This window comes from Zobellella endophytica (genome assembly GCF_003012775.1).
Lineage (GTDB): Bacteria > Pseudomonadota > Gammaproteobacteria > Enterobacterales > Aeromonadaceae > Oceanimonas > Oceanimonas endophytica.
In genome coordinates, this window is sequence record NZ_PXYG01000006.1 from 167,570 (window position 1) to 190,031 (window position 22,462).

Consider the following 22,462-nt stretch of genomic DNA (forward strand, 5'->3'; position numbering starts at 1 on the left):
ACCAATGAATTACATATTTTCCCTGGGTTTGGCGACCACAGAAAAAACCACAACACTTGATTATTTTGACTCTAACCTTTAGCCTTATTTTTATTGAACGGTCAATCAGCGAAAAATATGCCTATCGTCGGAGTACAGGAAACACGCAAGCAGCAGCTGATCGAGGCCACCCTGGCCTCGGTGGCCGAGTACGGCCTGCAGCACACCACCATCAACAGCATCAGCCGGCTGGCGGGGATGTCGTCGGGCATCATCAGCCACTATTTCGGCGGCAAGCAGGGGCTGATTGAGGCCACCGTCCGGCAACTGCTGGATGAGCTGAAACAGGCACTGCTCAGCCGCGCCAGCGCCGACATCGCCCCGCAGCAGCGGCTGCTGCGGATAGTGGAAGCCAACTTCACCGAGTTCCAGCGCTCGCGTCCGGCCACCAAAACCTGGCTCAGCTTCTGGGCCCAGGCCATGCACGACCCCGGCCTGGCCCGGCTGCAACACATCAACAGCCAGCGGCTGCTCAGCAACCTGCGCTATTCCTTCCGCCCCCTGCTGGGGCCGGAGCAGGCCAAGATTGCCGCCCGCCAGACCGCCGCCCTGATCGACGGCTTCTGGCTGCGCAGCGCCCTGAGCGAATCGCCGGAAGCCGACTTCCGCGACGCCGAGGCCCTGTGCAAAACCTTTATCGATAACCTGTTACAGCAGTACGGAGTCAAAGCATGTCATTGATGCGCTACCAGAATTTTGTCGACGGCCGCTATGTGGCCAACGAATCCGGCGACACCTTCACCGTGGTCAATCCCGCCACCGGCGAGGTCATCTATGAAGTGGAAGTGGCCGACGAGCTGATCAAGGAGCAGGCCATCGCCTCCGCCCGCCGCGGCTTCGCGCAGTGGTCGGCCCTGACCGGCATGGAGCGCGCCCGCATCCTGCACAAGGCCGTGGCCCTGCTGCGCGAGCGCAACGACGAGCTGGCCCGCATCGAGGTGCTGGACACCGGCAAACCCTGGCAGGAAGCCTCGGTGGTGGACGTGGTCACCGGCGCCGACAGCATCGAGTTCTTCGCCGGGCTCGCCCCGGCCATCGAGGGCAACCAGCAGAGCCTGGGCGGCGATTTCTACTATACCCGCCGGGAGCCGCTCGGCATCTGTGCCGGCATCGGCGCCTGGAACTACCCGCTGCAGATCGCCTGCTGGAAGGCCGCCCCGGCGCTGGCCTGCGGCAACGCCATGATCTTCAAGCCCTCGGAGGAAACCCCCCTGGGCGCGCTCAAGCTGGCCGAGATCTTTATCGAAGCCGGGGTGCCCGCCGGGGTGTTCAACGTGGTACAGGGCGACGGCGCCGTGGGTGCCTGGCTGACCCGGCACCCGGACATCGCCAAGGTGTCCTTCACCGGCGAGGTGGGCACCGGCAAGAAGGTGATGGCCGCCGCCGCCGGCTCGCTGAAGGACGTGACCATGGAGCTGGGCGGCAAGTCGCCGCTGATCATCTTCGACGACGCGGATCTGGACGACGCCGTGTCCGCCGCCATGCTCGGCAACTTCTACACCCAGGGCGAGATCTGCACCAACGGTACCCGGGTGTTCGTGCATAACGACATCTACCCGGCCTTTATGGAGCGGCTGCTGGCGCGCACCCGCAACAACATGGTGGCCGGCGACCCGCTGGATCCGGCCACCAACTTCGGCGCCCTGATCTCCAAGGCCCACTACGACAAGGTGCTGGGCTATATCCAGAAGGGCGTGGAAGAAGGCGCCACCCTGGTCCACGGCGGCGAAGCCCTGCGTCCGGCCTCGGCCCCCAACGGCTACTTCGTGGCGCCCACCATCTTCACCGACTGCCGCGACGACATGACCCTCTGCCGGGAAGAGATCTTCGGCCCGGTGATGTCGGTGCTGACCTTCGAGGACGAGGAAGAGGTGGTGGCGCGCGCCAACGACACCGACACCGGCCTGGCCGCCGGCGTCTTTACTCAGGACATCCGCCGGGCGCACCGGGTCATCCACCGGCTGCAGGCGGGCATCTGCTGGATCAACGCCTACGGCGCCTCCCCCGCCGAGATGCCGGTGGGCGGCTACAAGCTGTCCGGCATCGGCCGGGAAAACGGCCTGGCCACCCTGCATCACTACACCCAGCTGAAGGCGGTGTACGTGGGCATGAACAAGCTGGAAAGCCCGTTTTAAGGGCCAGCCCGTAGGGTCGACTTCAGTCGACCAGGGACGGCCCATTGAAATGGGCCCGACAGCACACAGCGGGAGCGACCTGGCCCCGTAGGGTCGACTTCAGTCGACCAAATCCAGACGAGGTAACGCAATGAATAACGTATTCGACTATATCATCGTGGGCGCGGGCTCGGCCGGCTGCGTGCTGGCCAACCGCCTCACCGAGGACGGCCAGCACACCGTGCTGCTGCTGGAAACCGGCGGCAGCGACAAGAGCATCTTCATCCAGATGCCCACCGCCCTGTCCATCCCCATGAACACCAAGAAGTACGCCTGGCAGTTCGAGACCGAGCCCGAGCCCTTCCTGGATAACCGTCGCATGCACTGCCCGCGCGGCAAGGTACTGGGCGGCTCTTCCTCCATCAACGGCATGGTCTACGTGCGCGGCCACGCCCGCGACTTCGACGAATGGCAACAGCACGGCGCCGAGGGCTGGGACTACGCCCACTGCCTGCCCTATTTCAAGAAGGCCGAAAGCTGGGCCTTCGGCGGCGACGACTACCGCGGCGACCAGGGGCCGCTCGGGGTCAACAACGGCAACCGGATGCAAAACCCGCTGTACCAGGCCTTTGTGGACGCCGGGGTGGAAGCCGGTTACTTCCACACCGCCGACTACAACGGCCGCCAGCAGGAGGGCTTCGGCCCCATGCACATGACGGTAAAGAACGGCGTACGCTGGTCCACCGCCAACGCCTACCTGCGCCCGGCCATGGGCCGCGCCAACCTGACCGTGATCACCCACGCCCTGGTGCACCGGGTGCTGCTGGACGGCAAGCGGGCGGTGGGGGTGCGCTATGAGCGCAACGGCCAGGTGCAGGAGGTGCGGGTCAGCAAGGAGGTCATCCTCAGCGCCGGCCCCATCGGCTCGCCGCACCTGCTGCAGCTCTCCGGCATCGGTGCCAGGGAGGCCCTGGAATCGGCCGGCATCGAACTCAAACACGAACTGCCCGGGGTGGGCGAGAACCTGCAGGACCACCTGGAGTTCTACTTCCAGTTCCGCTGCAAGCAGCCGATTTCGCTCAACGGCAAGCTGGATTGGTGGAACAAGTTCCTGATCGGCAGCCGCTGGCTGCTGAAGAAGGACGGCCTGGGCGCCACCAACCACTTCGAGTCCTGCGGCTTTATCCGCTCGAAAGCCGGGGTGGAATGGCCCGATCTGCAGTACCACTTCCTGCCCGCCGCCATGCGCTACGACGGCCGCGAGGCCTTCGCCGGCCACGGCTTCCAGGTGCATATCGGCCACAACAAGCCGAAGAGCCGGGGTTTCGTGCAGGTGGCCAGCGCCGACCCCAAGGCCGCACCGCGCATCCGTTTCAACTACCTGGAGCACGAGGAAGACCGCGAAGGCTTTCGCGCCTGCGTGCGCCTGACCCGGGAGATCATCAACCAGCCGGCGATGGACCCCTACCGGGACGCGGAAATCCAGCCCGGTGAACAGGTCAGGACGGACGAGGAGATCGACGCCTTCGTGCGCCGGTCGGTGGAAAGCGCCTACCACCCCTCCTGCTCCTGCCGCATGGGCACCGACGACCTGGCGGTGGTGGACCCGGAAGCCAAAGTGCGCGGCATCAAGGGCCTGCGGGTGGTGGACTCCTCCATCTTCCCCACCATTCCCAACGGCAACCTCAACGCCCCCACCATCATGGCGGCGGAGCGGGCCGCAGATCTGATCCGGGGCAAGGCGCCGCTGGCTCCCTCCACCGCCGAGGTGGGCATGGACCAGGAGTGGCAACGCCGCCAGCGGGCCAACAGCCCCAAGCGCAATATTGCCTGAATAAAAAAGTGTTGAGCGTCCTTTCAGTCTTTAACTATCGCAATCGGTGGCGCCACGCCGCCACCGGCCCCGCGATACTTAAGGCCTGACTCGCGTCTCACATTGTTGCTCGGAGTACGAACGAGGAGGATGGCGGGTACAGCTAAGCCGACCCTCCGCTTCAGGGACGAAGCGGCGGAGCGTACAGGGATGTATTCACAGCGCGTCGGCGTGCTGAACCCGCCAGCCTCCGGATATTCCGGCTCTGCCAGCAATGGGGCGCAAGCGGACTGCTCCTTGTGTTGTTCAACCAAAGGAGAAGTACCCGTGTTTTTTATCGATATGGAAATAAACGGAGGGGTTAACGCATGACCGCTCTACTGTCCGCAGGGATCCTGTTCACCTTCGCCGCCATCGCCCTGGTGCTGTACAAATGGGGCAATATCCGCTGTATCGGCGTGACCCCGGTACGCACCTTCACCTTTATCGCCATCCTGTTCACTTCGGGGCTGGACGTGGGGCTGATCATGTTTCCGCTCACCGAATTCGCCGGCTACGCGGATCTGGCCGCCAGCCCGGAATACGGCTTCGCCAACCCGCTGGCCATCGAGTTCGGCTTCTGGGGCTTTCTGATCTGGGGCTTCTACTTCCTCACCTGCTTCTATTTCTGCGTGATCGAACCCCGGGTCGGCTTCTTCGAGCTGCCGCTGGTCAAGTTCATCAACAACGTGGTGATCATCGGCACCTGCGCCTTTACCGCCTTCCTGCTGCTGAGCAACCTGCCCTGGTACCTGCCCGGCCTGGGCGACGGCGAGACCATCGTGGCCAGCTTCTACCTGATCGTGCTGCTGGTGATCGCCGCCTCCGTGCACTCCAGCACCAGCCTGCGCTACGTGAAGATCCTGAGCCTCGGCACCAGCTGGCTGTTTATCGGCCTGATCGCCCTGATGTGGGGCGGTGCCTTTATCGGCAACGGCGGCATCGACGAGTTCGCCGGCACCTTTGCCCTGGTGGGCGACTACTTCGGCAATATTCACCGCTTCGTGCTGCCGCTCAACGACTACCACGAGTTCTACCTGTTCTGGTGGTTTTCCTGGAGCATCATGATCGGCCAGTTCACCGCCCGCTTCGTCGGCGGCCTGCGCACCTGGCAACTGCTGGCGGCCATGCTGGGGTTTCCGTCCGTCGCCATCGCCACCTGGTTCAGCGTGCTCTACTACTTCCACGACAACGGCCTGACCACCGCCGGCTTCTACAACTGGGCCATGGTGGTGGTGGGCATCACCATGGTGGTGAACTCGCTCGACTCGCTGATCCGGCTGTACACCGACAACCTCAACCTCACCGTGGCCCGGCTGGGCAAGGTGCGCTACTTCCTCGGCAACCTGACGGCCCTGTGCGGCCTGACCCTGCTGTTCCAGCTCGACTTCCTGCAGATACAGTGGGTCGGCGCCCTGGTCATCGGCCTGTTCTTCGCCTGCGGCACTTACATCGTCGCCAAAAAGCGCGACACCGTGCTGGCCATCGCCGGCTCGCCCAAGGCCAACCGCATCGACTACCGCAAGATAGAGCTGGCCAACTGAACACCGCCGCCATGGCCGCCGCTCAGCGGCGCCTGAGCCGCTCGACGATAATGCCGCCCTGGCCGTCGAGCCGGCCGCGCACCTGCACATAGTCGCCCGGCCGGGGCGACTTGTCGATGCGGGTGTCGGCGCCGATCCGCAGCGGCACCCCGTTCAGCAGCCAGCCCGGCTCCAGCACCCCGTGCAGCCGTATCCGGGCCCCGGCCGTCATGCCGGCCGGGCGCCCTTCGGCATCGCGGGCGCCCTGGGCTATCCAGTCTTCCACCAGTTGGGCCTCCTCTTCGGTCAGAAAGGGCGGGCCGTCGTAGGGCATGCGTGGCCGGGCCTGGCCGCGGATGCGGTGCAGCAGCTCGCTGGCCCGGGGATGGCCGGGCACCACCCGTGCCCGCTCGCCGGTGGCCAGCACCTCCCGGTAGGAGGTCAGCCGCAGTTGCTCGGGGGCCGGACCCATCAGCCCGTTCTCGGTGTGGCACTTGACGCAGTAGCGGGCGAACAGCGGCGCCACATGCCGGTAGGTCACCGCTTCGCCGGCGGCGGGCCGTTCCGGCACCACCTCGGGCACGGCCACTGGCGCTCCCTCGGGCAGGCCGTTAGCCACCCAGGCCTCCAGCGCCGCAATCTCGCCGTCGCTGAGGAAAGGCGGCCCGGTCAGCGGCATGCGCGGCTGGCGGCTGCCCTTCACCCGGTGGATAAGCTCGCTCTGCTCCGGCTGGCCCGCCACCACCACGGGCCCCTTGCTGCTGCCCTCGAGCAGGGCCTGGTAGCTGTCCAGCCGCAGCCCGAGCGGCGCGTTTTCGCCGGAATGACACATCAGGCAACGCTCGGCGAACAGCGGCACCAGATCGGCGTAGCTGGGCGTGGGCTGCGCCCGGGGGGAGAGTGGCCAGGCCAGCAGGCCGAGCATGAACAGGGCCGGCAGTCGGCCGGCCCCGAGACCATGGAGTGTGGTGTGGATCCCTGTCATGGCGGGCACATCCTATGCCGGGGTGGTGTATCAAGCTTAGCCGCTCAGCAGGCTAAATTCCGGCGCCGCCGGGAGCCGCCGTGTCGTCCGCCTCCGCCGGGCCCACCCACATGAAGGGATTGTGCGCTACTTCCCACAGGTGGCCGTCCGGATCGGCGAAGTAACCGGAATAGCCGCCCCAGAACACCGGCTGCCCGGGCTTGACCAGGGTGGCGCCGGCGGCCACCGCCTCGGCCAGCAGCGCATCCACCTCGCCGGGCGAGGTCACGTTGTGGGCCAGGCTGAAACCGGCGAAGCCGCCGCCCTCGGCGGGCACCCCCGCATCCTCGGCCAGCGCCTCGCGGCCGTACAGCCCCAGCCAGCTGCCGTTGAGATTGAAAAAGGCCACCGTCGGCGGCGAGTCCAGCTGCGGCAGCCCCAGCGCCCGGTAAAACGCCACCGAGCGCGCCAGGTCGCGCACCCCCAGGGTAATCATGCTGATCCGTGGTTGCATAAACGCCTCCGCGTTATCCGTTGAGAAGGGGCAGCGACTGCAGCATCCGGGCCCCCGGCGCCGACAGCAGCCAGGCCAGGGCGAGCAGGTTCAGCGCCACCGTCAGCCAGAACACCACCCGGAACGAGGTCTTGCGCGACTTGTGCCGCAGCCGGTGCTGGGCCACCAGGGCACCGGGCCAGCCGCCGAACAGCGCCAGCAGGTGCAGGGTGCTCTCCTTGGTGCGCCACTGATCCTGCCGCGCCGCCTGCTTGTCCAGGGCATAGGCCAGGTAGGCGGCCAGGCTCAGGCCCAGATACCATGCCGGCGGCCACCATGAGGTGACCCCCAACCAGGCGAGGGCGATCAGCACCAGGGCGAAAAACAGGATAAAGCCCAGGTAGTCGGTATCGCCGTCCGCCCGCTGGCCCTGCGGCAACACCCGCAGCGCCTGCGGCCGGCCCCGGTCGTCCTGGCCCAGCTCGTAGCTCACCGGCTCGTTGTCGGCGGGCCGGCGCTTCGCCGCAAACGCCCTGATATGCACAAAGATCCGTTCCCCACCGTCTTCGGGGGTGATAAAACCGAAACCCTGTTCGTCTTTCCATTGGCTGATGATGCCCTGATAACGCTTGCCCATAGATGAAGTTCCCGCCGCTGTAACCAATTTCCGCACCATGTTGGCCGGCGAACTGCCGCCAAGTCATAACCCCTCTCATCCAAAACAAAAGAGGTTAAGGCTTAACGCATTGGGCCAACAACTGTACGAAAAAGTCACTACCCCGCCGGCGGGCAAACTCGATATTGCGCTCGGGGATGGACTCGGGCTGATCGTACTTGGCCAAGGCCTGTTCCATGCTGGCTTCGCGAATAATGTGCAGGGTGGGATAGGGCGAGCGGTTGGTGTAGTTGGCCGCGTCGTCCTGGGGTTCGCCTTCAAAGCAATAATCGGGATGAAAACTGGCCAGTTGATAGCGTCCCTCGTAGCCCTGTTCGCCCAGCAGGGCATCTGCCAGGTCCACCAGATCCAGGTAGGGATAAAAGCCCTCGAAACCCTGCGGAATAATCACCAGTGTGGTTTCCACCTCCGGCTGTTCGTCCAGCAAATGGAGTTCGGCCATCAGCGCTTCCAGCACCGCCGCCGGCTGCGGCTCGTCAACCACCACATAACGGATGCTGCCGCGCTCGACTTCCTGCCGGGCGAAGGGGCAGAGGTTGTATTTCATGATCACCTGCCTGACCCAGTTTTCGGTATGGGCAATGGGTTGTTCTGACATTGGCACTCTCTCTTGCTCTGTTGATAAAAACCGGGCAACGGGTCACTAGAGTATAGGCAGCAGGGCGATGCCCAGGCCGCGGGCGCCCGGCCCAGATAAGCGGGCGCGGCGCGCAGACAGGTGTTCACCCGTATCAGTCGGCGGGCGATCAACTGGGGATCCGGCTGGCGGCTGAAACGCAGGACCACGTTCACGAAACTGCGCACCGCTTCCAATCGCTCCGTGACACCCCTCGGTAATTGGATCTTTTTATGAAACAAAGTCTCTTATTAACGCCATAATCTGTCGATGTACAGCCCCCATTGTCCGGTCCGATTTTTTCGGTGGCCATGGCGCAACGGCAAAGGGGTCTTTAGAATGGCCGACTGCTAAAAAGGAGAGCCCACGGATTGGACACGGCCCGTCATCATCAGTCCGATCACCGCCAGCGCCTTGCGGCCTGGCTGGGCCTGCTGGCGACCCTGCTGCTCTACCTGGCGCCCCTGGCCTCCCAGGCCGTGGCCCGGCACCACAGTCTCCACGCCGGCCACCAGGGGCACCACCCTGCCCCGGCCCAGCCCACAGCCCCGCAACACAGCGACCATGCCGTGGCCCACGAGCTGTGCGGCTACTGTACCCTGCTCGGCCAGCTGTCCTGGCTGGCCGTTTCGGCCCAATCGCTCAAGCCGGCGCCCCCCACCGGGTGGACGCCGGTCCTGCCGCCCCCGTCCCTGGTGGCGTTGCTCGCCCATCCGGCCTTCCGGCCCCGGGCCCCTCCCGCTCCATAATGCCTGGGTAAACCACCTCCCGTTCCGCCCCGATGCGCGATCATGCGGGAAGGGACGCTTTGACCGCCGCCCGGGCCCCGCCATGGGCGGCCCAAGACGACGCCCGCCGCTGCCGGCAGTTTGAGCCGAGGTTCGAACCGGCGCAGCGTGCCCACGAGTTTCAAGGACGCATTATGTCATTCAACAAAAAACCGGGTGGTTCCGGCAAGGGCGCGGGCTCCGCCGCCCTGATCGCCTTTCTCGCCCGTTTGCATTTCTACATCGGCCTGTTCGTCGGCCCCTTTATCCTGGTGGCGATCGTCACCGGCACCCTCTACGTGCTCACGCCCCAGATCGAGACCCGGCTCTACGCCGGGCAACTGACGGCCGAAGCGACCGGCACCCCGCATCCCCTGGCGGCACAGATCACCGCCGCCCAGGCCGCCACCGGGGACGACGCCCGGCTGTTCGCGGTGCGCCCGGCGCCGCAGCCGGGCAGCACCACCCGGGTGATGTTCAGCGGCCCGGAGCTGGGTGAATCGGAAAGCCGGGCCATTTTTGTCGACCCGGTTTCCCTCGCCATCCGGGGTGATCTGACGGTGTACGGCACCAGCGGCATACTGCCGTTTCGCACCACCCTCGACTACCTGCACCGCAACCTGCTGCTGGGGGATCTCGGCCGCCACTACAGCGAGCTGGCGGCGTCCTGGTTGTGGATTGCGGCCCTGAGCGGCGTCATGCTCTGGTTGCTGGGCATGCGCCCGGGAAAGGCGGCCGCCGGCCGCAACGGCCAGCTGCGCCTGCGCCGGCTGCACGGCCTGACCGGGTTGTGGATAGTCCTGGGCCTGCTGTTCTTTTCCGCCACCGGCCTGACCTGGTCGAAATGGGCCGGGGATCGTATCGGCGCCCTGCGCACCACCATGGGCTGGGTGACGCCGTCGGTGTCGACGCAGCTGAACACCGCCACCCTGGCCCCGGCCGCCGGCGCCCACGCCGGGCACCATCACGGCCATGAGGCGGCGCCCGCCGACACCGCGCCCGGCCTGGCCGATCCGGCCCTGTTCGACCGGATACTGGCCACGGCCCGGGCGGCGGGCATCGACGCCGATGAGCTGGAAATCCGCCCCGCCAACAGCGCGGACAGCGCCTGGCTGGTGCGCGAGGTGGACCGTTCCTGGCCCACCCAGGTCGACACCCTCGCCATCGATCCCGCCACCCTGCAGGTGACCAGCCGCGCCGACTTCGCCGAGTTTCCGCTGGTGGCCAAGCTGATCCGCTGGGGCATCGATGCCCATATGGGTATATTGTTCGGCCTGGCCAACCAGCTGCTGCTGGCCGCCTTCGGCCTGGCGCTGTCGGTGATGATAGTGCTGGGTTACCTGATGTGGTGGCGCCGTCGTCCGGCGGCCGGCAGCCTGCTGCCCCTGCTGCAGAGCTGGCAACGGCTGAGCCCGGCGGCCCGCCTCGCCAGCCTGCTGCTGGCCGTTGCCCTGGGCTGGTGCCTGCCGGTGCTGGGCGCCAGCCTGTTGCTGTTCCTGCTGATCGACCTGCTGCGCTGGCGGCGCGCCCGCCAGGCCGCGCCTCTGCCGGCCGGCACCGCCGACTGATCGCCTGGCTGGCGGCATAGTCACGGCATAGCGACGGCGGGCTCCTGGTAGGGCCCGCCGATAAACTGCACCAGGCAGAAACCGTTGCCGAAGGGGTCGCTCAGGGTGACCAGCCGGCCCCAGGAAAAGTGCCGGAGGGGACTTTCCTGACGGGCGCCGGCCGCCCTGGCCTGGCGGACCGCCCGCTCGATGTCGTCCACCACGAAGTCCAGGTGCACCGGAGTCCAGTGTCGCCGGTAGCGGCGGCGCTCGCCCCCGGCCGGGCTGCCGGCCGGCTGCTCCAGCAGGTAGAGGCGGACCCCGGCCCCGTCCAGCTCGGCCACCTGATCCCCGAACAGCCGGCGCGACAACCGCAGCGGCAAGGCCGCCTGGTAGAAGGCGATGGCCAGCTCCAGATCCGCCACGTCGATATTCACCAACACCTTCATGCCCCGTCCCTCATCGGTAGATGGCGCCTTCCTCGGCGTTCCGGCCGGGATCCGGGTCCGGCCGGCACGCCACCGCCTCGAGGGCACCGATATAGTCCGCCGGCAGCGCCGCCTCCCGGGCCCCCACCAGCACATGGTGCAGATACCAGCAGTAGGGGCGCAGGCCGGGATCACGACGGGTGGCGTAGTAGGTAAAGGCACGCCACCGCCGGCCGCCGGCGTCCTCGACCCACACCCATTTGTCGCCGTACCCTTGGCCCCGCCCTTCCACCTCGTCCAGCCGCGCCTTGCCTCCCGGCGGGAGCGCGAACACCACGCCGTGGACCCCGTCCGCCGGGTTGCCGGTTTCGGCGGCGTCGCACTTGCCCGAGCCGTCCCGCCCCACCTTGTGGAAGCAGAGCCGGTGCCCAGCAAGCCGGAAGCGGCCCAGCGGGCGGGCGCCCGGCACCCTGGCGCACAGCCGCGCCAGCGACATGTTGGATCCGTAGGCGAAGTAGTGCATGGTTTCTGCCTCCTCAGCCGGCCAGCCCGATCGCCGCCTCCCGCTGCCGCTGTTGCTGCTGGAGCCGCCACATATGGGCGTAGCTGCCGCCCAGGGCCAGCAAGGCGGCGTGGCTGCCCTGCTCGATGATGCGGCCGTCCTGCATCACCAGGATATGGTCGGCGTCCACTATGGTGGACAGCCGGTGGGCGATGACCAGGCTGCTCTGGCCGCGGGACACTTCGCGGATGGCCTGCAGAATGCTTTGCTCGGCGCGGCTGTCGAGCGACGAAGTGGCCTCGTCGAACACCAGTATCGGCGGCCGCTTGAGGATGGTGCGGGCGATGGCCACCCGCTGCTTTTCGCCGCCGCTGAGCTTGAGCCCGCGCTCGCCCACCAGGGTGTTGACCCCCTCCGGCAATTTGGCGATAAAGCCGTCCAGGTGCGCCAGGCGGATGGCCTCGTTCACCTCTTCCTCGCCGGCGTCGATGCGGCCGTAGCGGACGTTGTCGTAGATGGAGGCGTTGAACAGCACCGTATCCTGCGGCACGATGCCGATGGCCCGGCGCAGGGACTCCTGGGTGACGGTGCGGATGTCCTGGCCGTCGATCAGCACGGCGCCCTGGTTCACGTCGTAGAAGCGGAACAGCAGCTTGACCAGGGTGGACTTGCCCGAGCCGCTGGCCCCCACCACCGCCAGCTTCTGCCGGGGCCGCAGGGTAAAGCTCACCCCGTCCAGTATCTGCCGGTCCGGCCGGTAACCGAAGCCCACCCCGCGAAACTCGATCTCGCCTCGCGACACCCGCAATTCGGGCGCTTCGGGCGCATCCTTGATGCCGGGCTCCCGGCGCAGCAGCGCGAACATGCGCTCGATATTGGCGAGCGACCCCTTCATCTCCCGGTAGACGAAGCCCAGGAAGTTGAGCGGCATAAACAGCTGCATCATAAAGGCGTTGATCAGCACGAAGTCGCCCAGGGTCATGTTGCCCTGCACCACATGGTGGCCGGCCAGCACCATCATGGCGGTCATCGCCAGGGCGATGATCAGCGCCTGGCCGCCGTTGAGCGCGAACAGGGTCAGCCGGTTCTTGCGCCGGGCCTCTTCCCATTCGGCCAGATCCCGGTCGTAATGCTCGGCCTCGAAGCCCTCGTTGTTGAAATACTTGACCGTTTCGAAGTTGAGCAGACTGTCCACCGCCCGGGAGTGGGTTTGCGAGTCCGCCTTGTTGGCGGCGCGCACATAGCCGGTGCGCCAGTCGGTGGCCAGCACCGACCAGCCCACGTACAGCACCACCGCCACCAGGGTGATCAGCGCGAACCAGGCCGGGTAGTTGAGCAGCAACAGCCCCACCACCAGGCCGATTTCCAGCAGGGTGGGCACGATGTTGAACACCATGAAGCGCAGCAGAAAGCCCACCCCGGTCACGCCCCGCTCTATGTCCCGCGACAGGCCGCCGGTGCTGCGGTTGAGGTGAAAGTCCAGCTCCAGCCGGTGCAGGTGGTTGAACACCCCGAGGCCGATGCGGCGCATGGCCCGCTCGGTGACCCGGCCGAACAGGGCGTCGCGGATTTCACCGAACAGCACGTTGGCGAGGCGCGCGGCGCCGTAGGCCAGCAGCAGCCCGAGCGGCAGCACCAGCACCGGGTTGGCGGCGGCGTCCATGGCGTCCACCGCGTATTTGAGCAGAAAGGGCAGACCCACGCTGGCCAGCTTGGCCGCCACCAGGCAGCCCAGGGCCAGCCCGATGCGGCCCTTGTAGTCCAGCAGGTAGGGGATCAGGGTTTTCAGGGTGCGGATATTGAACGGGGTGTCGTCCATATCCGGATGCCAGGAGCCGTGTCGCATGATGCATGCCTGTGAAGAGGGAACGGGAATACGTTCATCATAACCCCTGCCGCGCCCCGAGGATAACCGCCACCGCCCGCTACTCCGCCGGCGGCGGCCCGCCCCGGCCGAACCGCTCCCGGTACACCGAGGGCGGCAGGCCGACCCGGGCGCGAAAGGCCACCCGGAAGCTCTCCGCCGAGCGGTAGCCGCACAGCTCGGCGATGCGTTCGCTGCCGAGCCCGGTGCTCTCCAGCAGCTCCCGCGCCCGGGCCAGGCGCTCGTGCTGCAGCCAGGCCTTGGGCGCCATGCCCGTGGCCTCGGTAAAGCGCCGCAGAAAGGTGCGCTCGCTCATGGCCGCCCGCTCGGCCAACTGGCGCACCGCCAGCGGCTGGTCCAGCCGCTCCCGCGCCCACTGCATGACCCGCGACAGGTCGTTGCGCGGGGTGCGGCTGACCGGGGCCGGAATAAACTGGGCCTGGCCACCGGTGCGCTGGGGCGGCGTGACCAGCCGCCGGGCCACGGTGTTGGCCACCCGGGTGCCGAAGTCCCGCGCCACCAGGTGCAGGCAGGCATCGATGCCCGCCGCGCTGCCCGCCGAGGTGATCACCTGGCCGGCATCCACGTAAAGCACCTCCGGATCCACCTCGATCAGCGGAAAACGCGCCGCCAGCTCCTGCGCGTAGCGCCAGTGGGTGGTGGCGCGGCGCCCGTCGAGCAGGTCGGCGGCGGCCAGCACGAACACCCCGGAGCAGATGGACAGAATGCGCGCGCCCCGCCCGTGGGCGAGCCGCAGCGCCTGCAGCAGCCCGGCCGGGGGCGGCTCGCTGCGGCTGCGCCAGCCCGGCACTATGATGGTGCGGGCCTCGGCCAGCGACGCCAGCCCCGCCTCCGCCAGCACCCGGATGCCGCCCATGGCCCGCAGCGGGCCCGGCTCGACCGCCACGATGCAGTGCTCGTACCAGGGAAAATCGAACTCCGGGCGCGGCAGCCCGAAGATTTCGACGGCGATGCCGAACTCGAAGGTGCAGAGGCCGTCGTAGGCCAGAATGGCCACCAGGCCGGGGGTTGCATGCATTGGCGTAAAACTACCGGTAGCTGTCTTGTTCGCCACTGTAGCACCCCGGCCGCGCGGGTTACAGTGGCCCGGTATTCACCCCACAAGGAGCACATTATGCCAAGCCTGGTCAGTACCATTGCCGCCGCCCCCGCCGCCGAGGCCCTGCGCCACTTTAGCCAACGCCTTAGCTTCGAGACCGACTGTTCGGACGTGCACGCCAGCCTGCAGGCGGGCGAGGCCGATTTCATCCTGGTGGACGTGCGCGGCCCCGCCGCCTTCGCCCTGGGCCATGTGCCGGGCGCCGTTAACATTCCCCACCGGCAGCTGAGCGCCGACACCCTGGCGGCCTACCCCAGCGACAGCCTGTTCGTGGTGTATTGCGCCGGCCCCCACTGCAACGGTGCCAACCGGGCCGCCGTGCGGCTGGCGAGCCTGGGCTACCCGGTGAAGGAGATGATCGGCGGCCTGCTCGGCTGGCAGGACGAAGGCTTCGCCCTGGCCGGGCCGGGCCAGGGCGGCACAGACCCGGGCTGCGCCTGTTAGCACCGGGCGCGGATAGCGGTCAGCGGTCAGCGGGGCGGCGGCATGATGGCCGGCGCGGCGCAGCACCGGTAATCCGCGGCCGCCGCCCGGGCCTGGCGCATCAGGCCGCCGGCGGTCAGGGCCAGGGCCGGGCGCACCGGCACCCCGGCGCCGGCCAGCACCCGGGCCACCCAGGTGTTGCAGGTGTTGAACAGGTGATAGCGGCCCTCGGCCCGGTAAAAAGCGCTGTTGCCGTACAGCCCCCGGCCGGCGTAGACAGGGCCGCCGCCGCTCCGCCGGAAGGAGGCCGACACCTGGTCCATCAGCTGCGCCAGGCCGTACTCGGAAACGGGGATCGCCAGCACCTCGCTGTGCCAGAAGTAATGCTGCGGCGGCACCGGCAGCGCCACCAGGTGGATCACGCTCGCGGAAGGCCAGAGCAGGGCCCTGAGCACCAGGCCGGCACCGATTTCCTCCGCCTGGTAGAAGGCCTGGTCGCCCCAGCCCACTTCATAAAACCGAGCGCCGGCAAAGTCCCGGCCTATCTCCGCCAGCCGGGCTTCCAGCGCGGCCGCCGGCAGCACCACCCCGGTATGCCAGCCGTGGTTGACCAGATAGAGGGTGCGTTCCTGCGCCGGAGAGCCGGGCAGGTAACGCCAGTCCCCGCCGCCGCAACCGGCGCCGAGCAGACTCAGCAGCAGGATCAACCAGGGTTTCAAGCACGACTCCAGAACGGTGGACCTGCCCTTGAGTATTGCAGATATACAGACGCAAAACGGGCCCCGAAGGGCCCGTGTGGAGGGATGATGGCTAACGTTGCATTCAGTTCCGGTTGACAACTTTTTTAGGTGACAAAGAACTTTGCGACGACGCCTAGCCCCGGCCAACCCTATGCGAGAAGTTAAATAGCTGTTCCGAATAGTAGATCAGTGGAGGCAGGGAACTCAGTCCAGTTTGTGCGATCTGATCAGTCGCCAAACATACTCAACTCGACACCCAAAGGACTGAGTTCATGCCGATCTTACCACCCCTGCCACGTCCTGAGCGACGCCGGATGCACAAAATCATTCAGACCACACCTGACAAGCAGCATGCTCGGCGAGTCATAGCGGTGCTGTTACGCCACGAACGATACACCCTTGAGAAAATACAGGAGCTGACCGGTGCCGCACGCTCTACCCTGGGCCGCTGGTTCAACTGGTACCAGGACGGCGGGCTTGATGCCTTACGCTCGCTGCCGGCAGGCCGGCCACCCGCGCTTCCTATCCGTAACATTATCATGCTGCTTCAGATGCTTATCCAGATGTCACCACAAGACTTGGGTTACCAGCGCAGTCGCTGGTCTACCGAGCTCTTTGCGATTGAAATCAATCGCTTGCTGGGTCTCGACATCGCGGCTTCCACGCTCCGCCGTTGGCTGCCTCGCGAGGGGATGGTCTGGCGTAGAGTCGCCCCCACACTGCGGATCAAGGACCCGGATTACCACAACAAAGTCGAGCAAATAAGGGCAGCGCTGGCGGGCAGCAGCCGAGATAACCCGGTGCTTTACGCCGATGAAGTCGACATCGACCTGAACCCCAAGCTGGGCGCGGACTGGATGCCACGAGGCCAACAGAAGAAGGTGGTGACCCCAGGGAAAAACGAAAAGCACTATCTGGCTGGCGCGTTGCACTCAACCACCGGGCAAGTGACCTATGTCTCTGGCCATAAAAAGAATTCTTCCCTGTTTATCGCCCTGCTGGAGGCCTTGCGGCGGCGCTATCGCCGGGCTCGGCAGATCACTCTGATCCTGGACAACTACGTGATCCACAAGAGCCGCCAGGTCCAGGCCTGGCTGGTGAAGAACCCCAAGTTCATCTTGCTCTTCCAACCGGTTTACTCACCTTGGATCAACAAGATAGAGCTGCTGTGGCACAAGCTGCACGAGACGGTTACCCGTAACCACCAATGCCGCAGCATCTGGTCTCTGCTCCAACGGGTCAGGCACTTCATGGATACGGTTTCGCCCTTTCCCGGAAATGGTTACGGAACAGCCAGAATGTAGCACTATTAGGATCAGTTATTTAAACACCCCGTCATTCTCAGTAGCAATAACTGTTAGCTGATCTTTACCCCAGCCAGATACTGATGTGCACGAGAATTGCGCGTACGTAATTGTTCCATCATCAGAGAACGTAGCTGCATCAAACCCCCATGGACTTACAGAGAGCTCCTGAGACATCTCAATATACTCGTAAATTTTCATTGCTGAACCATAGAACGCACGAAAGTTGTTTTCATCGGTTACTCGGGTCATTCGCGACACCTCCTCGTCAGGGGTAAACCTAACTATAGAAGGTGTCTACTGTTCGTGGGTAACTCGGAAACATAACGCTTCACATCACCGGCAGCAAAAAGCAGAGCGAGGAACGAGCGGCGCTTTTTGGAGCGACTGCTGTGCCTTGTTATATTTAGCTATTTCTTGTTCTCTCGGCAAACGAAATTGGCACCGAGAAAGATATTTTAGTTGCTTCCATATTTGAATTTGCACTATTCCCTTTAGCCTTCCCATTTATCCAGCCACCCAAAACACTAATAGACGCTTCACTCCCTGCATTTTCCTCAACATTTACCATTATCTCAAAATTAACATTTTGAAAGGGTGTAATGTTTTTAGGCTGCTCTAAATTGTCTTGTGAAAATGTGACGGGAACAACCGTACCAACATGTTTACCTGCTACGGAGTCTTGCGCTTCTTTGACACCCGTTAAGATCTCTTGAAGGGTCTTTGATACGAAGTCTTTGAGTTCCATGATCTTCCCTATCCCCGAACTACTTGAAAATATAACGCAAAGCACACGGGTGATGACCGCGTAGCGGTTGGCATCCCAGGGCAAGATTATGAAACCCCCAGTCCTGACAAGACTTGCGACAGGTAGGCGTTGTTTCGGCTTGCCCGCTTTTGTTTGCGTTTCATTCCGGCCTTGAAGCTGGTGTCTCCCTTCAACGCATTGAAGGCGATATGCCGGATGGTGGCCATGTTTTCGCCGGCCTGCTCTCGCCGAATGCGGCAGTCGTCTTCCCGCATGCCTACATCGAGTTGCCAGTGCAGCTGGGATTCTATCGACCAGTGGGAGCGGCTGGCTTCCAGCAGCTCCTTGGCCGACAGTTTGGCTGAGCTGATGTAGTAGCGCACCTTGATGTCCTTGGCCGGTTGACCGCTCACTTCCCGTATGGCCGCCACTACGCCTAAGGTTTTTAACTCCGGCCAGTCAAACACCAAATCTCCCAGAATGGATAGGTCGTCCACCGCCAGACTCAGCCTGGTTTCCTGGCGGCCATGGCCGCTTTCCTGCGTGCTGTAGCTGTCACTATCGGGATGCTGAAACATCTCCATCCGGAAGTAATGATTGAAGGCTTCTTCCAGCTTGGGCTGATTGCCTTTCACCGCCAGCAGGTAGTCCGCGCCCTTGTTGATCACCTTCTGGGCGATGGCCCGCTGGCAGCCCATGGCGTCGATGGTCACCAGGCAGCCACGAATGCTCAGCAGCTCCAGCAGTTCGGGAATGGCGGTGATCTCATTCGATTTATCATCGGTTTTAACCTGGCCCAGCACCACCTGATTGGCGGCGCTGAACGCCGATACCATGTGGATGGCCCCTTGCCGCCGGCCCTTGTCGTAGCTGCCTCGCAGGGTTTTGCCGTCGATGGCGACCACTTCTCCTTCGGTGGCCACATGGCAGTCTTTCATCCAGGCGGCAAAGCTCTTTTGCAGCTGTTTGGCCGAGAGCATGCCCATCACCCGGGCGATGGTATCGTGCACCGGCACGCCGTTCTCGAAGTCACCGTACTGGCGCAGCCAGTCGAGATGATCGACGCCGAAATCCTCTATTTCCTCCCATCCTTCGGCGCCGCCAATCACGGCCACGATGGTGAGAAAGAGGATGTCCGAGAGCTTGTGCTCCACTTTCCATTGCTGGCGCGGGTCACTGATGATGGATAGGTGCTGCAAGAGGCCGATTCCGTTCATGGCGATCATCTGTCGTTGAAAAGACAGCATATGATCACAGCTAGAATTGATCGTCAAAGCGATCCTTTAATATCGAGATTTTTCTTCAAAAAAGGTGCGTTCCGGTGTACAAAGTGGCTGCTATATTCAAAATCAAACCTCGCTGAAAGCCTTTTCCCATAAGGCTTTTTCATGATCTTTCCCTGCATTCTCTGCCTTCATTTTTATACATGCCACTTTCGATTTGAGCAACTCGAAATACCGGTTGTAGCACGTTTGCGCAAGCTGATACTGCTTCAGATTCGATGTCCGAGCTTCTTCGAGATCAATTGGTTGCGTGCCTCCAACCCCATACCTGACAGATAATTTTCCAGGAATCGGCTCATCTCGATAAGTTCCATCAGGTTGTTTTTTCAAGTGAGTCGCTTGCACCACGCTTCGCGTTACAGCCTGCGTTATGCCTACGCCGAGCCGTGGCCCAATTGCATGATTCACTCGATTTCTATAGTCGTAAGTTGCGCGCTGGTACGATCTGTCGTTAATGGCCGCAATCGATTCTAGAAACCTCTTTGATTCGGACCATATGGAGATGACTTTCTCAAGGCGCTTCTCTTTTTTTCCGCGGCTAAGGAACACGGATTTTTCATTGGGATTTTTTGGATCTCCTTCCAGACGATCCTTATAGCCTTCTTCGCTAGATAATCGGATTTGGTGAAACGCGTTAGTAGCGACGAAGGTGAAACGATCTCTCACCGCACTCGGCTCCAGCAAGCAATGATGCACTAATGCCTCGACAAACTCTCTACGAATTTTCCACGCCTCATTTTCACCATAACTTCGAATTACGTTATTCCAAGCGTGCCACCGGTGCAGATCACCGCACCAACGATTCATAATGTTCGTGAGTTCTCGCAATTCATCCTCGACCATTTGATTTCCGAAAATGTGCCACTCGTGGTTGTGGATGAAATCAAAATCATAGGGAAGGTATGAGCCTGCAGGCTCCAGAGCACTTCCTAGCTCTTCTAAGTAAGCATCAATTGCCGAACGAAAGAGGTTGACTACTTCACTATCCAACGGACTTATCTCCTTGCCAGCTCCACCAAGCTCTCCCTGCCGAACGCCAGGCATCAGCCGCGCGGCTCTACCGCGTCGGCCTGGATGCCTTTGTTCTTTCGCCAACGAGCGCTACTCCTCGTTCAGACTCGTTACCACTTCGGGGCTTACTCTTTCCATGGCCCAATCATGGCCTCGGTAGTAGTCCAGCATGTACAGCAAGTCGCGAACGGCTTCGAGCATTTCGCGTACCTCTTCGGTTGTTACCGTTTCTTCACGCCCATGTACTAGCTTGTTGCGCAGTTCTATGCCTTTCTTGATCGTGGAAATGACCTTTTTAGGGGGCCGACGAACTTCACCGTTAACCCGATTCCTTGCGGGTAGCTGCGCCATGTAGTCTCGCAACATGCGGTCTAGTGGCGGAGATTGCAAGTTCTCGACAATCCAACTCACCGAAGGGTTCAAGTCCATTAAAGACGTCTTGAACCCAGTCTCTGCTGCGGCAATCCCCATTACAATCGCACTTCGGAGATTGTCCCGTTGATTCTGCCATGCTTCACGAAATAGATCGTGATACAAGGGTTGCTTCGATTGAAACTTAATTAAGCTTTCAACATTCAGTCGACACTCTTTGTCGAAATCGACCTCCTGCATTTTGGGCATATGCAGTGTAAATGCTCCGGCGAGCATTTGACGGTTTAAAAATCCATGATCGTCGACAACCTCCTCTCCTTTGGTGTCATCGTGCCATCTCATGGATGACCATTCGCTCTGAAGTACCAACGGCCCACCGACAATTCCCATTCTCCAGCGAACCACGTTGAATATCTCAGATGCCATTCGATCCATATCCCCATTCAACGCAACTATGAAATCGCGATAGACGTCCGGCAAGTTTGTGAACCCGTCCTGATTCTCGCCTCCAATACTCCAATCAATTTCTGCGTCTCCGGTAAATACGGCGCGTACCAAATCTGGAATGTCATCCTTGCGATGAATTGTCTGTACCAGCACTTGCGGTTCCTCGCTTTCGTTAAATGCATGCCTGTAACGCATGAACAGCGAAAACATCTGCTTGGGGTCATCAAATTGAATTGCCCCAAGATCCTTGAGCGGCGGCTCAAAGCTCCACGGGTCTAATCGGTAATATGTTTGGAACAGCAATCCGAACCTCCATATCGTGTTTTAACGGACACCAAGATTGTCCGACTGGTTCAGCGACACTTCAACTTCCGTAGCCAACTCCGACATTCACCCGTTGATTTAGGCGACAGAACAATTGTATATTGACATGGCTCATTTGAACACATCTGACCAGAACCAAAAAACTCATAACTCACTGATAATATAAATATTTTATACAGCCAGCGCCGGAGTAAACACGCCGGCTTGATAACTCCATAGGCGGCTCGGTTGTCTCCACACCTGCCGGCTATCCGGCTGAAACAGTGAGGATTTTTATCGGCTTGCCGGGGTTATCGGGAAGTCCGATGTGGGTTATCGCGCCTGTACAGTGGTTTTTGGCCGTTAATACTGTATAAACCCATCACCATCCGGGCCCCACCGGGCACGCTACCGCCCTTCGCTGTGCTCCGGTTTAAGCGCATCCCTGGCTTACTCATCTGGGACTAGTTTTGTCGCTCCCGGGGTAAAAGGCAATTGTAAATCGCGCCTTTAGCAGGCGCATTCGGCTATGCCAGCAGCGGCGCAAACACCAGCAGCAGGCCGAACAGGGCCAGCAGCCAGGCGCTGATGGCCAGTTCGTCGCAGGCGTGGTTGAAGAAGCGGCGCTTGAGGGCGATGGCCTGGTCCAGCTCCCGGCCCAGTTGTTGGTATTCCGCCTGCAGTTGCTCCAGGCGGGCGGGATCGTCGCCGTGCAGCAGGGCGTCCAGCTCGGTGGCCAGCGGCGGGCCGGGTGGTTTCGCCGGCGGGCGAAAACTCAGCAGGGCGTGGCCCCAGCCGCAGGCCAGGGTAAAAAAGGCCAGCAGGCACAGCGCCAGGGCTATCCAGCCCAGGGGCCCGGCCGGGTGGAACAGCGGGGTGGCGTGAAAGGCGGTGAGCACGCCCAGGGCCACCAGCAGCAGGCTGAACAGGGTCAGCAGCCGGCCGCCGCCGCCCTCCAGCCGGCGCAGTTCCCGCCTCTGCTCGGCCAGGTGTGCGCCGAGATGGCCGATGGTCGCCTGGCTTGCGTTCATGCCTCCTCCCCTGGCGTTGTCATGACCCACCTGCCCTGAGGATAGCGAAGAATAAGCCCGTTCGGAGCTCGGGCGGCGGCGGGCAACAAAAAAGGGCCGGAGCAAATGCTGCCGGCCCCTGGCCCGGGTGCTCAGTAGGTGGAGCGCTGAATGGCTTCGCCACCCGCTTCCACATCCTGTCCGGCGCCACGAACGGTGTTGCAGCCGCTCAGCAGTGACAGGGTAAGCAGCGAAAGCAGAACCAGGGCGGGGGTACGTTTTTTCATGGGGGTTTCTCCTTGCCAACCGTTTGGGG

At 63.0% G+C, this 22,462-nt stretch carries 24 protein-coding genes; 8 read left to right on the plus strand and 16 right to left on the minus strand.

From position 1 onward, the window contains the following. Window positions 1–117 precede the first annotated feature (117 nt). The 4 genes from betI to C7H85_RS14210 all read left to right on the plus strand — a co-directional run bounded on the left by betI (window position 118) and on the right by C7H85_RS14210 (window position 5,549). Window positions 118–720, plus strand: coding sequence for a transcriptional regulator BetI (gene betI, locus C7H85_RS14195; RefSeq protein ID WP_106730351.1), 603 nt, complete (start codon window positions 118–120; stop codon window positions 718–720). Next, on the plus strand, window positions 711–2,174 hold the full coding sequence (gene betB, locus C7H85_RS14200) for a betaine-aldehyde dehydrogenase (RefSeq protein WP_106730352.1): 1,464 nt from the start codon (window positions 711–713) through the stop codon (window positions 2,172–2,174). Before betI ends, betB begins: the two co-directional genes overlap by 10 nt. A gap of 130 nt (window positions 2,175–2,304) precedes the next feature. Further along, window positions 2,305–3,987 (plus strand): choline dehydrogenase, encoded by a 1,683-nt coding sequence (betA, locus tag C7H85_RS14205; RefSeq protein WP_106730353.1) that lies wholly within the window; start codon window positions 2,305–2,307, stop codon window positions 3,985–3,987. A gap of 347 nt (window positions 3,988–4,334) precedes the next feature. Continuing rightward, window positions 4,335–5,549: a choline transporter gene (locus C7H85_RS14210; RefSeq protein WP_106730354.1), complete on the plus strand. Its 1,215-nt coding sequence runs from the start codon at window positions 4,335–4,337 to the stop codon at window positions 5,547–5,549. A gap of 22 nt (window positions 5,550–5,571) precedes the next feature. Here the strand turns inward: C7H85_RS14210 and C7H85_RS14215 are convergent, their stop codons facing one another. From C7H85_RS14215 to C7H85_RS14230, 4 genes are all read right to left on the minus strand, one after another. After that, window positions 5,572–6,513, minus strand: coding sequence for a c-type cytochrome domain-containing protein (locus C7H85_RS14215; protein ID WP_210433659.1), 942 nt, complete (start codon window positions 6,511–6,513; stop codon window positions 5,572–5,574). Between the two features lie 52 nt (window positions 6,514–6,565). Next, on the minus strand, window positions 6,566–7,006 hold the full coding sequence (locus tag C7H85_RS14220; protein ID WP_106730355.1) for a VOC family protein: 441 nt from the start codon (window positions 7,004–7,006) through the stop codon (window positions 6,566–6,568). A gap of 13 nt (window positions 7,007–7,019) precedes the next feature. Then, window positions 7,020–7,622, minus strand: coding sequence for a DUF1294 domain-containing protein (locus C7H85_RS20350; RefSeq protein WP_106730356.1), 603 nt, complete (start codon window positions 7,620–7,622; stop codon window positions 7,020–7,022). Between the two features lie 94 nt (window positions 7,623–7,716). Then, window positions 7,717–8,259, minus strand: a complete 543-nt coding sequence (locus C7H85_RS14230; RefSeq protein ID WP_106730357.1) for a DUF1415 domain-containing protein — start codon at window positions 8,257–8,259, stop codon at window positions 7,717–7,719. Between the two features lie 389 nt (window positions 8,260–8,648). On the opposite strand from C7H85_RS14230, the gene C7H85_RS14235 reads away from it, so the two are divergent. Both C7H85_RS14235 and C7H85_RS14240 read left to right on the plus strand, forming a co-directional pair. Continuing rightward, a complete protein-coding gene (locus tag C7H85_RS14235) occupies window positions 8,649–9,026 on the plus strand; it encodes a DUF2946 family protein (protein WP_158260098.1) in 378 nt (125 codons plus the stop codon). A gap of 173 nt (window positions 9,027–9,199) precedes the next feature. Then, entirely contained in the window at window positions 9,200–10,612 is a 1,413-nt protein-coding gene (locus C7H85_RS14240; RefSeq protein ID WP_106730420.1) for a PepSY-associated TM helix domain-containing protein, read from the plus strand. A gap of 20 nt (window positions 10,613–10,632) precedes the next feature. Here C7H85_RS14240 and C7H85_RS14245 read toward each other — a convergent pair whose 3' ends face one another. The 4 genes from C7H85_RS14245 to ftrA all read right to left on the minus strand — a co-directional run bounded on the left by C7H85_RS14245 (window position 10,633) and on the right by ftrA (window position 14,424). Further along, window positions 10,633–11,040, minus strand: coding sequence for a VOC family protein (locus C7H85_RS14245; RefSeq protein ID WP_106730359.1), 408 nt, complete (start codon window positions 11,038–11,040; stop codon window positions 10,633–10,635). A 10-nt stretch (window positions 11,041–11,050) separates the two neighbouring features. Next, complete coding sequence (locus C7H85_RS14250; RefSeq protein WP_106730360.1) at window positions 11,051–11,542, minus strand: gamma-glutamylcyclotransferase family protein; 492 nt, start codon at window positions 11,540–11,542, stop codon at window positions 11,051–11,053. Window positions 11,543–11,555: 13 nt separating this feature from the next. Beyond that, entirely contained in the window at window positions 11,556–13,367 is a 1,812-nt protein-coding gene (locus C7H85_RS14255; protein WP_168388269.1) for an ABCB family ABC transporter ATP-binding protein/permease, read from the minus strand. A 79-nt stretch (window positions 13,368–13,446) separates the two neighbouring features. After that, window positions 13,447–14,424, minus strand: coding sequence for a transcriptional regulator FtrA (gene ftrA, locus C7H85_RS14260; protein ID WP_106730361.1), 978 nt, complete (start codon window positions 14,422–14,424; stop codon window positions 13,447–13,449). 96 nt (window positions 14,425–14,520) lie between these two features. Here ftrA and C7H85_RS14265 point away from each other — a divergent pair, with 96 nt between their 5' ends. Continuing rightward, on the plus strand, window positions 14,521–14,949 hold the full coding sequence (locus tag C7H85_RS14265; RefSeq protein WP_106730362.1) for a rhodanese-like domain-containing protein: 429 nt from the start codon (window positions 14,521–14,523) through the stop codon (window positions 14,947–14,949). 26 nt (window positions 14,950–14,975) lie between these two features. Here C7H85_RS14265 and C7H85_RS14270 read toward each other — a convergent pair whose 3' ends face one another. Next, window positions 14,976–15,647: a DUF2459 domain-containing protein gene (locus C7H85_RS14270; protein WP_158260099.1), complete on the minus strand. Its 672-nt coding sequence runs from the start codon at window positions 15,645–15,647 to the stop codon at window positions 14,976–14,978. Between the two features lie 293 nt (window positions 15,648–15,940). Here C7H85_RS14270 and C7H85_RS14275 point away from each other — a divergent pair, with 293 nt between their 5' ends. Then, window positions 15,941–16,972 (plus strand): IS630 family transposase, encoded by a 1,032-nt coding sequence (locus C7H85_RS14275; RefSeq protein WP_106730364.1) that lies wholly within the window; start codon window positions 15,941–15,943, stop codon window positions 16,970–16,972. Window positions 16,973–16,987: 15 nt separating this feature from the next. Here C7H85_RS14275 and C7H85_RS19610 read toward each other — a convergent pair whose 3' ends face one another. From C7H85_RS19610 to C7H85_RS14295, 7 genes are all read right to left on the minus strand, one after another. Continuing rightward, window positions 16,988–17,224, minus strand: a complete 237-nt coding sequence (locus tag C7H85_RS19610) for a hypothetical protein (RefSeq protein ID WP_146140466.1) — start codon at window positions 17,222–17,224, stop codon at window positions 16,988–16,990. A 154-nt stretch (window positions 17,225–17,378) separates the two neighbouring features. Next, entirely contained in the window at window positions 17,379–17,720 is a 342-nt protein-coding gene (locus C7H85_RS19615) for a hypothetical protein (RefSeq protein WP_146140467.1), read from the minus strand. 86 nt (window positions 17,721–17,806) lie between these two features. After that, window positions 17,807–18,937 carry an ISAs1 family transposase gene (locus tag C7H85_RS14280; RefSeq protein WP_106730422.1) on the minus strand — a complete coding sequence of 377 codons (1,131 nt, stop codon included), beginning with the start codon at window positions 18,935–18,937 and terminating at the stop codon, window positions 17,807–17,809. Between the two features lie 132 nt (window positions 18,938–19,069). Beyond that, window positions 19,070–20,098 (minus strand): hypothetical protein, encoded by a 1,029-nt coding sequence (locus C7H85_RS19620; protein ID WP_146140468.1) that lies wholly within the window; start codon window positions 20,096–20,098, stop codon window positions 19,070–19,072. Window positions 20,099–20,104: 6 nt separating this feature from the next. Continuing rightward, on the minus strand, window positions 20,105–21,136 hold the full coding sequence (locus C7H85_RS14285) for a hypothetical protein (protein ID WP_106730365.1): 1,032 nt from the start codon (window positions 21,134–21,136) through the stop codon (window positions 20,105–20,107). Between the two features lie 527 nt (window positions 21,137–21,663). Beyond that, a complete protein-coding gene (locus tag C7H85_RS14290) occupies window positions 21,664–22,167 on the minus strand; it encodes a hypothetical protein (protein ID WP_106730366.1) in 504 nt (167 codons plus the stop codon). A gap of 131 nt (window positions 22,168–22,298) precedes the next feature. Then, the gene (locus tag C7H85_RS14295) at window positions 22,299–22,433 is read right to left on the minus strand and encodes an entericidin A/B family lipoprotein (protein WP_106730367.1); all 135 of its coding nucleotides are present in this window, start codon (window positions 22,431–22,433) and stop codon (window positions 22,299–22,301) included. Window positions 22,434–22,462 lie beyond the last annotated feature (29 nt).